Annotated in this window: 12 protein-coding genes; 4 read left to right on the forward strand and 8 right to left on the reverse strand. The window is 73.9% G+C overall.

Annotated elements, in window-relative coordinates; translation table 11 throughout:
* Positions 1-37: 37 nt before the first annotated feature.
* On the reverse strand, positions 38-1507 hold the full coding sequence (yczR, locus tag AMK27_RS02895; protein WP_073902422.1) for a MocR-like transcription factor YczR: 1470 nt from the start codon (positions 1505-1507) through the stop codon (positions 38-40).
* Between the two features lie 100 nt (positions 1508-1607).
* Between yczR and AMK27_RS02900 the strand changes: the two genes are divergently transcribed.
* Positions 1608-1826, forward strand: coding sequence for a hypothetical protein (locus AMK27_RS02900; protein WP_073902423.1), 219 nt, complete (start codon positions 1608-1610; stop codon positions 1824-1826).
* Between the two features lie 51 nt (positions 1827-1877).
* On the opposite strand, the gene AMK27_RS02905 is transcribed toward AMK27_RS02900, so the two are convergent.
* Entirely contained in the window at positions 1878-3305 is a 1428-nt protein-coding gene (locus tag AMK27_RS02905) for a DUF6777 domain-containing protein (RefSeq protein ID WP_198955787.1), read from the reverse strand.
* A 277-nt stretch (positions 3306-3582) separates the two neighbouring features.
* Here AMK27_RS02905 and AMK27_RS02910 point away from each other — a divergent pair, with 277 nt between their 5' ends.
* Positions 3583-4977 carry a streptophobe family protein gene (locus tag AMK27_RS02910; protein WP_079188158.1) on the forward strand — a complete coding sequence of 465 codons (1395 nt, stop codon included), beginning with the start codon at positions 3583-3585 and terminating at the stop codon, positions 4975-4977.
* 215 nt (positions 4978-5192) lie between these two features.
* Here AMK27_RS02910 and AMK27_RS02915 read toward each other — a convergent pair whose 3' ends face one another.
* The 3 genes from AMK27_RS02915 to AMK27_RS02925 form a co-directional block, all read right to left on the reverse strand.
* The gene (locus tag AMK27_RS02915) at positions 5193-6221 is read right to left on the reverse strand and encodes a hypothetical protein (protein ID WP_073903871.1); all 1029 of its coding nucleotides are present in this window, start codon (positions 6219-6221) and stop codon (positions 5193-5195) included.
* Positions 6222-6448: 227 nt separating this feature from the next.
* Complete coding sequence (locus tag AMK27_RS42605; RefSeq protein ID WP_158076892.1) at positions 6449-7006, reverse strand: hypothetical protein; 558 nt, start codon at positions 7004-7006, stop codon at positions 6449-6451.
* Between the two features lie 165 nt (positions 7007-7171).
* Positions 7172-7567 (reverse strand): RidA family protein, encoded by a 396-nt coding sequence (locus AMK27_RS02925; RefSeq protein ID WP_073902425.1) that lies wholly within the window; start codon positions 7565-7567, stop codon positions 7172-7174.
* Between the two features lie 164 nt (positions 7568-7731).
* On the opposite strand from AMK27_RS02925, the gene AMK27_RS02930 reads away from it, so the two are divergent.
* Together AMK27_RS02930 and AMK27_RS42610 are read left to right on the forward strand one after the other, a co-directional pair.
* Positions 7732-8712, forward strand: a complete 981-nt coding sequence (locus AMK27_RS02930) for a helix-turn-helix transcriptional regulator (RefSeq protein WP_073902426.1) — start codon at positions 7732-7734, stop codon at positions 8710-8712.
* A gap of 57 nt (positions 8713-8769) precedes the next feature.
* Positions 8770-10758, forward strand: coding sequence for a hypothetical protein (locus tag AMK27_RS42610; RefSeq protein WP_073902427.1), 1989 nt, complete (start codon positions 8770-8772; stop codon positions 10756-10758).
* Here the strand turns inward: AMK27_RS42610 and AMK27_RS42930 are convergent.
* The 3 genes from AMK27_RS42930 to AMK27_RS02945 form a co-directional block, all read right to left on the reverse strand.
* Complete coding sequence (locus tag AMK27_RS42930) at positions 10742-10897, reverse strand: hypothetical protein (RefSeq protein ID WP_198955788.1); 156 nt, start codon at positions 10895-10897, stop codon at positions 10742-10744. The genes AMK27_RS42610 and AMK27_RS42930 overlap by 17 nt on opposite strands.
* Positions 10898-11062: 165 nt before the next feature.
* Positions 11063-12046 carry a serine/threonine-protein kinase gene (locus AMK27_RS02940; protein WP_073902428.1) on the reverse strand — a complete coding sequence of 328 codons (984 nt, stop codon included), beginning with the start codon at positions 12044-12046 and terminating at the stop codon, positions 11063-11065.
* Positions 12046-12846 carry a hypothetical protein gene (locus AMK27_RS02945; RefSeq protein WP_073902429.1) on the reverse strand — a complete coding sequence of 267 codons (801 nt, stop codon included), beginning with the start codon at positions 12844-12846 and terminating at the stop codon, positions 12046-12048. The genes AMK27_RS02940 and AMK27_RS02945 overlap by 1 nt, the downstream gene beginning before the upstream one ends.

Below are 12846 nucleotides of genomic sequence, written 5' to 3' on the forward strand. Positions count from 1 at the left end.
GGCGGGCATCCGAATAAGCGCCGACGGCGCGCGGCCGTCAGGCCACCCAGTCCGGCAGCGCCGGGTCGGCGAAGCGCCCCGGCGCCCCGTCGAGGGCCGCGGCGAGCCGCTCCGCCGCCGGCTCGTACACCTCCTCGGGCAGGGTGAACGGAATGCGCAGCCGGTGTTCGTGGGTGCCGGGGTCCACACCGAACCGGGCACCGCCCTCCACCCGCACCCCGTGCCGCAGGCCGCGGGCCGCGAGGTTCGAGGCGCCCGGGCGGCCCAGGTCGATCCACAGGCACATCCCGCCGGGCGGCACCGTCCACCGCCACTCGGGTACGTGGCGGGCCAGCGCCGAGGCCAGCGCGTCCCTGCGCAGCCGCAGCTCCGCCAGGCGCTTCGGCAGGATCGCGTCGAGCCGGTCCATGAGGGCGACGGCCACCAGCTGATCCAGTACGGAACCGGACAGGTCGGCGGTGATCCGCACCCGGGCCAGTTCCGTCACGACCCGGGACGAGGCCCGCACCCAGCCGACCCGGAGTCCGCCCCAGCAGCTCTTGCTCAGCGAGCCCACGGAGACGATCTGCTCGCTGTCACCGCCGGCGGCCGCCGCCGCGAACGGCGGCGGCGCGGGCACGTCGAGCGCGATGTCCGTCAGCGTCTCGTCCACCACCAGCCAGGTCCCGGTGGCCCGCGCCGACCGCGCCAGGTCCCGCCGCTGCTCCTGCGGCATCAGGTGCCCGGTCGGATTGTGGAAGTCGGGGATCAGATAGGCGAGCCGCGGCGCGGTCTGACGGAGCGCGGCATCGACGAGCCCGGTGTCCCAGCCGGACTCGGTGACCGGCACCGGGGTGATGCGGAGCATGCGGCCCCGCATCGCGTCGAGGGCGTTGGTGTACGAGGGGTTCTCGGCGAGCACGCGGTCACCCGCACGGCCGAGCAGCGTCAGCGCCAGGGAGAGGGCCTGCTGCGCCCCCGTGGTGACGAGGATCTGCTCGGGGAGCGTCGGCAGGCCCCTGGCCGTGTAGCGCGCGGCGACGGCGGCGCGCAGCGCGGGGAGACCGTACGGGTGATAGCCCTGCGTGCCGGCGTAGCGCGGGAGCTCGGCGGCGGCCGAGGCGAGCGCGGCGGAGAGCTCCGCGGCGGGGGCCTCCGGCGCGGCGAGGGCGAGGTCGATGGTCGCCCCGGTGACGTCGTGGAAGGCCCCGAGCGGGGTCGGCGCCTGGCCCTCCGGAAGCGCGGTCCAGGTGCCCGCGCCCCGTCGGCTGTGCGCGTACCCGCTCTCGCGCAGCAGGTCGTACGCCCCGGTGACCGTGGTCCGGCTCACGGCGAGCACCGTGGCGAGCTCCCGCTCGGCCGGCAGGCGCAGCCGCAGGGCCACCCGCCCGTCGAGAAGAGCCTCCCGAACGGCCCGCGCGAGCTCCCGGTAGCCGAACCGGCCCTCGGCGGGCGGGGTGAGGAGCGAGGCCAGCTGACGGCCCGTGAGGGTCCGGTCCGCTGTATGGACCACGCGTGCCACTGCCATGCCAATCACTCCTCATTGGCTCTGCTGTCCGGGCCAATAAGGTTACAGACTCCCTTTCAGTGGCCTGGTGGCCACCTTCCAGCGAGGAGAGGGACGGCTGATGTCCGGACACTTCACCGACCGTGACGAGCGGTTGTGGCAGCGGCGTGCGGAGGAGCGGGCGGCGGCCCGGCCCCTGAGGCTCGGGGCGCGGTTGAGGGGCCTGCGGAACCTCGACCTCCTGCGTGCCGCGCGCGGCACGCTCGCCGCGCGGTCCTCGCGCCCGGAGGCGAAGGCGTCCCCGGTGCGCAGCCGCCCTCGCCCCGTGGAGCAGCCGTGACCGGCCACGGGCGGCGCGGCGCCGCCCTGTGCCGGGCGGCCGCCCGCCCGGCTAACTCTGGGTGACCGGCGCTGACTCGGGGCCCGGCGCGTCGGCCGACGACGACGTGTCGTCCTGCGGGGTGATGCCGTCCGACGTCGTGGTGTCCGAGGTCGTGGTGTCCGGCGGGGGCGTGTCGGACGACGGGGTGGACGGGGACGACGGGGACGTGTCCGGGGGTGATGTCGGCGGCGACGACGTCGATTCCGAGGGGGTGACCGTCGACGGGCACGGCGACGGTGTCACGCCGTCGCGCGGCGTCGGGGTCTCGTCGCCCGTCACCGTCACGCACGGCACCGGTGTCGAGGGGGAGACGGACGGGGACGTCGAGGTCGAGGTGGACGGAGACGCCGAGGTCGACGGGGACTTGGTGGGCGGCGGCGGGGTCGGCTTGTCCTTCGTGCCCGTGTCCCCGTGCTGCCGTGCGAACCAGCTGTCGTCCTCCGGGTCGTACACCACGAAGATGTTCACGACCGTCACCGACGGTGCGACCACGACCACCTGGCTGGAGTTGTAGCCCGGCCACGGCGTGCCGGTCGTCTTCGGCGACTTCTGCGCCACGGGAAGGGTCAGCGGGTTGCCGCAGGCGCAGCGGACCCGCGGCACTCCGCGGTCGTCGACCAGGACCGCCGTGCCGGCCTGGAGCACCGACTGGTACGCGGTGGCCGCGCCGTTCCTGAAGCCGTGGTTCGTCACGCGGGTGTCGGCCCGGAGCTGAAGCGGGGTCAGGGAGCGCAGGTAGCCGGGCACCTGGTCGGCCTGGATGCCCAGGGTGGAGGCGAAGGCGGCGTTCTTCGCGGGCTCGCCGGAGAGATAGCGGACCTGCTGTTCGACGTCGCAGCTGGCCACCGACTGCGTCCCGCCGTAGAGGCCGGGTGTCGAGCCCGACACCTCGGGGGTCGCCGAGCTGGTGCGGGGAGGCAGTGAGGCCGGTGAGGCGGAGGCCGGCTGGGTGCGCGCCGTCGACTTGGTGAACGGGTCGGGGCCGGACGCGGCCGCGTTCTGGAGGAACACCTCGCCGCCGCCGGAGCCCCCGGTGTCGCTCTTGTCGTCGGGGCTGTTGGTGAGCACCACGGCCAGGGCGGCCGCCGCGACGACGACGGCCGTGACGGAGGCGACCTTGGGGACGGAACGCCACCAGGGGCCCTTGCCCCGGCCGCCGTTCGGCGGGGTGCCGGGGGTGCCGGGCGTGCCGTCGCCGGAACCGCCTGCTCCGCCGGGTCCACCCGGACCGCCGGAGCCGCCTGAACCGCCTGAACCGCCGGAGCCGCCGGAGGAGCCGCCGCCGCCCGAACCGCCGCCCGCGCCGCTGCGGGGCGGACCTGGGGGCGGTGGCGGGTGTCCGGCGGATCCCGGGCGTGCGCCCGGGCCCGAGAGCGGGCCCGAGGGGGGACCTGCGGGAGGGACCGACGGAGGGCCGGACGGCGGGTGGGAAGTCACGTTTTTCCCTTTCTTCCGTTCCGGGCCCATTGTGTGCGCCGAACGGTGGGTACCCGCAAGCGGAGGACCCCGAGTGGCAGAACACGAGCGCCCAGGCCTGCGAGCGCCCCGGCCTGCGAGCGCCCCGGCCCTGCGAGCGACCCGGCACACCAGCGGCCTGGCGCACGAGCGGCCTTGTGCCCGTCCGGTGCTTGCCCGGTGCCCGCCCGGCCGGTCGGCGCGGGGTCCGTACCCGTGCGGTCCCGTCCGCAAGCGGCCGACCGGCACCGGTACTAGCGTGGGCAGGGTGAGCAGTCGGCTCCCCACCTCCACGCGGCCCGCCGCGACCACCACCGGGCTCCTCGCCCGTGTCGGCCTGCAGTCCCTGGCCGCGGTGGTCGCCGGCTTCGTCGCGATGGGCGTCGTCGCGGGCCTCGGCCTCTGGGCCGCGGGCGCGGGCGACCTGCCCGGCGGCTTCACCGCCGTCCTGGCCGCCGTCGTCGTCATGGCCGGGGGCGGCAAGGTCGAACTCTCCGGCGACGCCGGAGGCCTCGCCGGAACCCAGGCCGAACTGACCGCGATGCCGCTGACCGTCACCCTGGTGGGCGCACTGGTCGTCGGCTACTGCTTCCTGCGGCCCCTGCGGCACCACGCCGTGGCCGAGTCCCGCGAACTCCTGCTCCGCGCCGTGAGCACGGTCGTCCTCTGGCTGGTGGCCCTGGCGGGAGTCTCCGCCGTCGCCCGGCACGACTTCCCCCTCACCATCGGCGGCGGGGAGGACCAGGACGCCCTGATGGACATCTTCGGGGAGCTGCTGGACGCCGTGAACCCGACGGTCGGCTTCCGCACCGACGTCGGACCGACCCTCTTCTACGGGCTGCTGTGGATCCTCGGCGTGCTCGTCGTCGCGCTCCTCGTGTCCCGCAGGACCCCGCTGCCGCCCCGGCTCGTCCGCTACCACGAACCCGTACGGCCGGCGGCGCACGCGATGCTCCTGCTGCTCCTCGCGTACGTGGTCGTGGGGCTGGTCATCGGCGTGGTGGTCGCGGCGACCAAGGGCCACGCCGCGGAGACCTTCGCCGTCCTCCTGCTCGGCCTGCCCAACGTCACCTGGCTCGCGCTCGGCGTCGGCATCGGCGGCTCCTGGGAGGGCCGGGTCGACGGCCCGTTCGGCCTGCCGATGCCGCAGATCCTCGACGCCGTCCTGCGCCAGGGCGACGGCACGGGCGACAGCACGGACCTCTCGACGATCGACCTGGGCTCGCTCGCGGCGGAGGACGCGCGGGCCTGGTGGCTGCTCCCGGTGGCGGCCGTCCTGGTCCTCGCGGCGGCCTTCCTTGCGGCGGTCCGCTCCCCGGCGAGAACCAGGATCTGGCAGCACGCCCTGCACCTGGGCATCGCGTTCGCGCTGACGATGCTGGTCGTCACCCCTCTGACCCTGGTGGAGGCCCGCCTCGGCCTCTCGGTCCTCGGCATCGGCGACCTGGACGCCCTGGGCGGCGAGGTGATCCTCCGCCCCCACATCTGGAAGACGGTCGGCTTCGCCCTGCTCTGGGGCCTGTTCTTCGGCTTCCTGGGCGGCCTGCTCGCCACCCGTGTCCGCCGCAAGGGCGAGGCGGACACCAGGACCGGGCCTCCGCCGCCGGCGCGGCCCGGGAAGCAGAACGGTCCCGGCGTGCCGCCGCCGACCTAGCGCGGCCCGAGCGCTCCGCCGCCGGGACGACAGAGACGACCGAGGCGACAGGGAGCACAGGGGCGACGGGGGTGAACCCGGCTTCGGAGCGGGGTGAACCCGGCAAGCGAGAGGCGCCGCGGACCCTTCGCGGCGGCGCCCGCGGCCAGTACCGTGAGGAACAGCCCGGTCCCGCGCCTCCCCCCGTGCGCGGGACCGGGCGCTGTGCCGGGTGCCTACGCGGCGCTCTCGGCGAAGTCCCCCTCGAACTCCCCGTCGAAGCCGTCCTCGATGCCCTCGTCCGGCATCATGGCGCCGAAGAAGCCGCCCATGAGCTCCTCCAGGTTCATCTCGGTCGCGCCGGCCGGGGCCACCGGCTTCGTGCCGCCGCTCATCTTGAGCACGAGGCCGAACTTCTTGACCTTCGCGTTCTCGGCCAGCTTGGCGAGGTCGACGTACACCTCGGTCAGCTCGCCGTTCTTGAGCGTGAAGTCCGCCGAGACCTTGGTGTCGGGGGTGTCCTTGAGGTCCTTGTCCGTCGGCAGGTCCATGCCGGGCGGCAGGTCCTTGGCGAGCGGACGGAGCTCGCCGATCATCTCGGTGAGCAGGGTGCGGAGCGGGGCGGTCGCGGTGATGTGCTCGGTGCCGTCCTCGCCGCCGGCGGTCTTGAAGTCGACCTCGCGGGCGATGACCTCGCGGAGCGCCTCCACGAGCTTCTTCTGCGTCTTGGGGTCCAGCGAGGGCTCCGCCGACGGCTTGGCACCGGGGGCCTCGCCCATCTCCCCGGCCATGTCCCGGCCGGCCTTCTCCATCTCCTTGGTGTTGAGCTTGACCCACTCGCCGTCGAGCACCTTCTTGAGGCCCTTCGCCTCCGGAGGCAGCTGGTCGGCGGGCGGCATGGGCGAGCCCAGCGCCTTGCTCAGGGCCTTGACGTCGGACCGGACGTACATGAAGTCGCCGATGACCCGGTAGTCGAGGAGGTCACCGCTCGGGGTGCTGACCTTCATGGCCATACCGACGAAGTCCTTCTCCTCGGACTCGTCGAGCGCCTTCTTCGACTCCACCGTGACGCTGATCTTCGCACCGCTGATCAGCTCGGCGGCCTCGTCGGGGATCTCGTCGCCGGGCTCCGGGTCGGACTCGGCGTCCATCAGCTTGATGGTCTTCGCGTCGACGTCCAGGTCCAGCTCGAAGGAGACCGACTTCTCCTTGCCCAGCTTCTCGAAGGCCTGGTCCAGCTTCTTCCCGGCAGAGAGCTGCTCCACGGTGCCGCAGGCGGCCGAACCCGCCAGGACGGCGCCGACGACTGCGGTGGCGGTGAGGGTCTTGCGAATAGCGGTGATGATGGTCTCCTCGTAGGTTCGATCACCGGCGTGATCGAACAGAAGACCTACGACTGTGCCGAATGGTTGCCCCGGTCCCCGTGTTCCCTGCGTCACCCCGTTCCCGGGCCGCCACGAGGAGGGAGGCCGCCGGAGACCGGGGTGGGGAGTCAGGAGGCGACCCGTGTCACCTCGGTGATCCGGCAGGCGACGGGCTCGTCGACCTGGGTCAGGCTCTGGGCCCGCTCGTGGGCGACCTGATCGGGAGCCAGGTGGGTGACCGCGGCGTGCGCCTCGGTGAGGCGCTCGCCCGACGCCGCCGTGAACTCCACGCCGATGACGTAGTCGCTCGGCTTGCTGCTGCGGTTGGTGACGTCCAGTTGCGCGTGCGGCCACTTCGTCCCGGCGTCCACCTGGCAGGCCGTGATCCGCACGTCCCCGGCGGGCCCGTCCGGATCGTCCCGAGCGGGGTCGTCCACCGAGACCACGAGGGCGACGAGGCCGATCACCGCGAGCAGCGCGAGGCCGCCGAGAACGAGGCCGACGACCAGACAGGTCCTCGACCTCCGCGGCGGCTGCGGTGGCACGCCGCCCCAGCCGCCGCCCGGGGGAGGCGGCGGACCGCCCCGTCCGCCGTCCCGGGACGGCGGACGACCTCCCGGGCCGCCGCCGGGGGGAGGCGGCTGACCGCCCCAGGGCGGGGGCTGCTGACCAGGTGTGACTCCCATGCCCGTCACCTTCCTCGAACGCCTACCTCCACAGTGCTCCCGGAGAGCCGCGCGAGCAGGTCGACGAGCGCGCGCGGGGGCGGTCCCGGCGTGCGTACCGCGGAACCCGGACCGACCCCTCCCGCCGGGGCGCCCGGCGCGAGGAGCAGTGGTGCCGGGGCCGCGTCACGCGACGGCGGTGCCCTCGAGCTCGACCAGCTGGCCGGGGACCGCCAGGCGCGTCACCCCGAGCATCGTGGTGGCCGGTGCCACCCCGGCGGCGCCCAACCGGCCCGCCAGCTCGCCGTAGTGCCGGAAGAGCAGGTCGACGTCGGTCGTGTAGACGTTGAGCCGTACGAGGTTCGCGAGGGACATCCCGGCCTCACCGAGCACGGCCTCGACGTTGTCGATGCTCAGCGCCAACTGCCCGGCCATGTCGCCGTCGTGCAGGGGCTTGCCCTCGTCGCTCATCGCCGTCTGGCCCGAGACGTACAGGGTCCGCGTGTGCCCGGAGACGAGCTCGCCCTGGTTGAACCCCATCTCCACCGACCACGTCACCGGGTTGACCGCGGTTCGCTCCATCGCCACATCAGCTCCATTCGATTCGTTCGATTCGTTCGACCCATGTCGTTCCATGGGGAGTCCGTACGTCCAGCGCCGCGGCGGCCGCCCGCTCCGATGCCGTGCTCACGAGCCTGCCAACAAATCACGACACCCTTGGTCATGTATTCCGTTAGCGTTCTCGCATGCGCGCCGACCGGCTGGTTTCCCTGGTGCTCCTGCTCCGTCAGCGCGGTCGCCTGACCGCGGACGCGCTCGCCCGCGAGCTGGGGGTGTCCACCCGTACGGTGCTGCGCGACATCGACGCGCTCTCCTCCGCCGGCGTCCCCGTCTACGCCGAACGCGGCCGGCACGGCGGCTTCGCGCTGCTGCCCGGCTTCCGGACCGAACTCACCGGACTGAACCACGACGAGGCCCTCGCTCTGCTGACCGCCGGACCGGGCCGCGGGGAGCAGGCGTTCGGCCTCGGCTCGGCGCGGGCCTCGGCCGTGCGGAAGGTCCTCGACGCGCTGCCCGAGAACCACCGGACCACCGCGAGCGACGCCGTCCAGCGCTTCCTGGTCGAGCCGGAGGCGGACCTGCTCTCGCGCAGGGCGGTCGCCGACGAGGTGGCGGCCACCACGATGAGGGAGGTCCGGCGCGCGGTGCTCGCCGGACACAGGCTGCGCATCCACTACGCGGCCACGGGCCAGGAACCGGAGTGGCGCACGGTGGACCCGGTCGGTCTGGTCACGGTGCGGGGCCGGGGCTACCTGCTGGCCACACGAGCGGGGGCGGACCGCACGTACCGGCTGTCGCGGGTGCTGGCCGCCGAGGAACTGGCCGAGACGGCCGAGCGGCCCCAGCGGGTCGACCTGGACCGGATCTGGCGGGAACGCTCCGCGCGGTTCCTCAGCGACGGCCACCTCACCGTCCTGGTCCGGGTGAACCCGGCGCGCCGCGAGGACCTGCTCGACACCGCCGTGGCCGTCCGCGCCGAAGAGCCGGACGCGGACGGCCGGCTGCGTCTGGAGCTGACCTACCAGGACGCACGGCACGCCGAATGGGCCCTGTGGCAGCTCGGCATGGACGCGGAAGCGCTGGCACCGCAGTCCCTGCGTGCCGCCCTGCGCGACCGTGCCACCGCGCTCGCCGACCGTTACATGGCCCCCGATGCCGCAGAATGAGGCCGCGCAGGCGGCCCGGCGGGCCGAAGCGGGGGCGAACGAGGGTGTGGGGACGGGATGTTGCTGAGAGCGCTCGACGCGGTGGAGTGGGCCGGCCTTGAGACGGGCAGCCCGTCGGAACCGGTCGCTGACGTCCGGCGGGCTCTTCGTCGACTCGTCACGGCAGGGGCGGCGGCGACGGAAGAGGACACCTACCCCCTCTACGCGCTCGTCGCGAGGGACGGTGGCGAGCCGCCGTCCGCGGCCGCGGTGGCCCTGCCGTTCGTCATCGCCCTCGCCGCCGACCCCGGTCTGCCGGTCGTGGTGCGCCGCGCACTCGTCGACGTGCTGGTGGCGATGCGGACACCCGCACCGAACAGCGAGGACTGGTCCGGGGCGTGGGTCCTGCTCGCGGACCCCGAGCCGGCCGTACGGCGGGCGGCGACGGCACTGTCCGGGGGAACCGGGAGACTCCTGGAGCGATGGCGGGTGGAGACGGACCCGACGGTACGGCTGCCGCTGCTGCTCGCCCTCGGAGAGGAGGTCGCCGCCGGACGGGCCGGGGAGCGGGCCGATGAGGTGCGGGCGGTGCTGGCCGACCTGCTGGACACCGACGACCCCGTCCTGTGGGTGGCGGCCGTGCACGCCTCGGCGGGACTCGACCGCGACCTGCCCGTCCGGCACATGGACAGGCTGATCGCGGTGTTCTCCGACCCCGCCCTGAGACCGCGGTTCGAAGAGGTCTGGCACACCCCGGACGTCGACGGCCCCTGGACCCGCGAGGACCTGGTGCGGTCGACGGCCGAACTGCTCGCGCACGACGTCGACGCCGCACTCTCCTTCGTCGTCACGCTGATCGAGACGTCCCGACGCTCGGCGGACACCGCGCTGTGCCGGGAGGCACTCGACGCGGCGTGGCTCCTGCTCTCCGACAAGCGGTCCACGGAGGCCGTCCTGCTGCCGCTCGCCGGCGCACTGCTGACCGACGCGGACGGGCCCGTACGGCTGAGGGCGGCGAACATCCTCGCGGTGCTCGGCCGGGCGGCGGCCCCTTACGCCGACGCGCTCGCCGGACTGCTCGACGACGACGCGTCCGACGACCTCCTGGACGGAACGGTCCGGGAGTTCGCCCGGTGGGCACTGACGCGGATCGACGACACGCGCGCCCTGCCGGGGCTGATCGAGCAACTCCGCGCGCAGGAGGAGGAGCAGGGCCGGGGCTACGTCGTCAGTGAGCCCAGACGGCCGGAGACCTGGGAGGTCCTGACACCCCTGCGCGCGCACGCGGACGTCCTGCTGCCCGCCATGCTGGAGACGATCCGGGAGAGCGGGCCCGCATCCGGTGCGACCCGCACGTTCCTCGGCGTGCTGGAGGCCTGGGGCGGGGGCGTACGGGCAACTGCGCTGCCCGACCTCCTCCCGCTGCTCACCGACACCCGGACCTCGGTCACGGTGCTCAGGCTGCTGGCGGCCATGGGACCTGCCGCTGCTTCGGCCGCACCCGCCGTGCGCACCTGTCAGGTCCTGGACCATCCGGGCAACCACGCACTGGTGGCCCGGACCGTGCTGCGGATCGGCGGGGACCGAGAAGCCTTGCTGAGGGCAGCCGGCGAGGCGGTCCTGCAGGCGGAGGACTCCTGGGGCGCATCCCTCACCGCCCTGGCCGAGTTCGGTCATGACGCGGCGCCCTACGCGGACGGGGTGCGGGCCGTGATGGAGAACGGCCCGCACTGGTACCGGCTGACCGCGGCGATCACGCTCTGGGAGATCACCGGAAGGGTCCGACCGACCCTGGAAGTCCTGGAGGAGTTCATCCTGCCGATCGCCGGCGGCGGAGAGGACTACGGGTTCTTCCGGGACGCCCTCAGGGCGGTGATCCGCATGGGCGTGATCAGCCCGGCGATCCGCACGGCGCTGCTGACGGTGCGGCAGTCGGAGCGTCGCCTGTGCGTGGAATGGTCCTACCCCAGGATCGTCCAGGACAAGGAGCTGCGCGGCCTGGTCGAGGAGGCCCTCGGGCGTGCGGATGCCGCCGCTCCGGCGGACACCGTCAGAACAGGCTTCTGACGAAGTCGAAGAACCAGTTCATGCCGATGACCACGAGGATCGCGAGCCCGATCAGGACCACGGAGAACCAGGAGCAGCCGCCCCCCGCGTCCACCTGGTGCTCGTCCCGGCCGCCCAGCTCTCCGTCGAACAGGTCCACGTCCGTCCCCTCTCCCCGTCCCCGGGCCGCACCCGGCCCCTCGGCCCGTACGGACGCACTTTCGCACGCCCGGGTTCCGGGGCCGAAGGGGCCGCGTACTCAGACGGGTACTCAGGAACGCGGGGCGGGTACCCGGGTGGTGAGGCGGGGCGACCGCCGCACTGGCTAACGGCTCCGGAACACCGGCCGCGCCCACGCGGGCGGGTCGCGCGGCGGGGTCAGCGGGTCCCGGCCCTTCGTCACGACCGGCCCGCCACCGCCCGTCGTCAGCGCCGCCCGCAGCTCGGCCACGAACTCCAGGCACGTCCCGTACCGCTCCTCCGGTGTCTTCGACAGCGCCTTCGCGAACACCGCGTCCGCCGACTCCGGCAGCCCGGGCCGGACCTCGGACAGCGGGGGTGGCGGGTCGTACTGCTGCGCCCACAGCACCGCCCAGTCGGTGTCACGGCGGAACGGTGGCGCTCCCACCAGCGTCTCGAACACCACACACGCCAGGCTGTAGACGTCGCACCGGCCGTCCACCGGCTTTCCCGAGATCTGCTCGGGGGCCACGTAGTCCAGCGTGCCGACGAACTCGCCCACCGTGGTGAACCCCGTCAGCGACAGCGACTTCTTCGTCAGGCCGAAGTCCGTGAGGTACACGTGCTCCGGATGGTCCCGGTCCGTGCCCTCAGCGACCAGAATGTTGCCGGGCTTCACATCCCGGTGGACCAGGTCGTGCGCGTGCGCCGCGTCCAGGGCCGACGCCACCTGTACGGCGATCCGCCCCGCCTTCCCCGGCGGCAGCGGACCCTCGCGGTCCAGTAGGGCCACCAGGTCCTGCCCCGCCACGTACCGCATGGCGATGTACAGCACGCCCTCCGTCTCGCCCGCTTCGAAGACCGGCACGATGTGGGGGTGGTCGATCGAGGCGGCGACCCGCGACTCGTGTGCGAAGCGCCGGCGGAAGGTGTCGTTGCGGGCCAGCTCGGGGGCGAGCAGCTTCAGTGCCACGGTCCGGTCGAGCCGCAGATCGCGGGCCCGGTACACGACCGCCATTCCGCCGCGGCCGATCTCGCTCTCCACCCGGTAGCCCGCGATCTCCTTGCCGAGGAGCCCGGAGGGACGGCCCGCCGGCAGCTCCGGTTCGTCGCGCGGCGCGTCGGCCATCACTCCTCACCGGCCGTTCGGGGCGGCGGCCGCTCCACGACCTGGGTGGGCGGCGGTGCCGCGGCGGGGTCCGCCTGCGGCTGCGGCACGGCCTGGGTCGGCGGCGGTCCGGTGGCCGGGGGCGCGTCGGCGGCCGGCGGGTCGCCCCGCAGCACCACCTGGGTCGGCTCGTGGTCGAGGGGCGCGGCGGCGGCCCGATCATGGCCGTCGGCTCCGTCGGCTCCGTCGGCTCCGTCGGCCTCCGCGTCCTGGTCGCGCTTGCCCGCGCCGGCGGCGGGGGAGACCGGGGAGGTGACCGAGGGCGCCGACGACGCCGCGTACGTACTCAGCCCCACGCCGTCGCAGTACACCCACCGCTCGTGCTCCGCGTCGTACAGCCACACCGACTCGCCGTCGACGACCATGCCCACCCGCAGCCCGCGCGTCCGCAGCCGGAAGTTCTCGCCGTCGAGGCGCCCCGCCCCCAGCTCCTCCGCCGCCCGCCGGTAGCGGCCGAGCGCGTCCTCGGCGCGGGCGATCAGCGGGCGGGGATCGGCGGTCCTGGTGAGCTGCTGCCCCGCCGCCGGCGGATCGTCCGGGACGGTGACGAGCAGCCGCGCGTCGACCCAGGCCGTCCAGCCGTTGGAGCAGAGGATCCGCCCCCAGTCACCGGCCCGCTCCTCCAGCCGTACCGGCAGGAACGCGTCGAGCGGCGCCGTGGGCAGCCCCGGATCCGGCCCCTCCCAGGCGTCGAGACCGTCGCGCGGTACGACATGGGTGGGCCGGAAGTCCGGCACGTACTCGGGTACGGGGACGCTCAC

Origin of the sequence: Streptomyces sp. CB02009 (assembly GCF_001905825.1) — a bacterium.
Classification (GTDB): Bacteria; Actinomycetota; Actinomycetes; order Streptomycetales; family Streptomycetaceae; genus Streptomyces.

Coding starts and splice junctions, on each gene's coding strand:
- yczR (WP_073902422.1), bottom strand. CDS start 1,507: ATGGCAGTGGCACGCGTGGTCCATACAGCGGACCGGACCCTCACGGGC.
- AMK27_RS02900 (WP_073902423.1), top strand. CDS start 1,608: ATGTCCGGACACTTCACCGACCGTGACGAGCGGTTGTGGCAGCGGCGT.
- AMK27_RS42605 (WP_158076892.1), bottom strand. CDS start 7,006: ATGGGAGTCACACCTGGTCAGCAGCCCCCGCCCTGGGGCGGTCAGCCG.
- AMK27_RS02925 (WP_073902425.1), bottom strand. CDS start 7,567: ATGGAGCGAACCGCGGTCAACCCGGTGACGTGGTCGGTGGAGATGGGG.
- AMK27_RS02930 (WP_073902426.1), top strand. CDS start 7,732: ATGCGCGCCGACCGGCTGGTTTCCCTGGTGCTCCTGCTCCGTCAGCGC.
- AMK27_RS42610 (WP_073902427.1), top strand. CDS start 8,770: ATGTTGCTGAGAGCGCTCGACGCGGTGGAGTGGGCCGGCCTTGAGACG.
- AMK27_RS02940 (WP_073902428.1), bottom strand. CDS start 12,046: ATGGCCGACGCGCCGCGCGACGAACCGGAGCTGCCGGCGGGCCGTCCC.